This is a genomic window from Streptomyces sp. NRRL F-4489, from assembly GCF_001509485.1.
In the GTDB taxonomy this organism is placed as follows: Bacteria; Actinomycetota; Actinomycetes; order Streptomycetales; family Streptomycetaceae; genus Streptomyces.
This window is the reverse complement of record NZ_LLZI01000175.1, coordinates 1-707: the sequence shown is the minus strand read 5'-3', so window position 1 is coordinate 707 and position 707 is coordinate 1. Positions and strand designations below refer to the sequence as shown.

General features: G+C 69.9%; 1 protein-coding gene. It reads right to left on the bottom strand.

Annotated elements, in window-relative coordinates; translation table 11 throughout:
• Positions 1 to 707 (bottom strand): glycoside hydrolase family 15 protein (locus ADL22_RS14565; RefSeq protein ID WP_199836300.1); only part of this gene is annotated, 707 nt, incomplete at both ends.

Below are 707 nucleotides of genomic sequence, written 5' to 3'. Positions count from 1 at the left end.
CCCCAGGTCGTTGCGGAGCGAGAGCAGCCGCTCGAAGAGCTTGCGGGCCTCCTCCACCCGGCCGATCATCGCCAGATCGTCCGCCAGCCAGAACGAGCAGGCCAGGAACGCCCCCTCATCGCCCTCCAGGCCGTCCACGCCGAGCCCCTCACCGGCCGTCGGATAGCGCAGCACGAAGCCGTCCTCGGTGGACAGCTCCCGCTGGATGGCCTCGATGGTGCCGATGACGCGCTTGTCGTCCGGCGGCAGGAAGCCGACCTGCGGGATCAGCAGCAGCGAGGCGTCCAGCTCCTGCGAGCCGTAGGACTGGGTGAAGGTGTTGCGCTCCTTGTCGTAGCCCTTCTCGCAGACGTCCCGGTGGATGGTCTCCCGCAGGTCCCGCCACCGGTCCAGCGGCCCGTCCACGTCCCCGGACTCGATCAGCTTGACCGTGCGGTCCACCGCCACCCACGTCATCACCTTGGAGTGGACGAAGTGCCGGCGCGGGCCGCGCACCTCCCAGATGCCCTCGTCGGGCTCGTCCCAGTGCTTCTCCACCCACTCGATCAGCTTGATCTGGAGCAGCGAGGCGTAGTCGTTGCGGGCCAGGCCGGTCATATGCGCCAGGTGCAGGGCCTCGGTGACCTCGCCGTAGACATCCAGCTGGAGCTGGCCGGCGGCGCCGTTGCCGACCCGGACCGGGCGGGAGTCCTCGTAGCCGGGCAGCC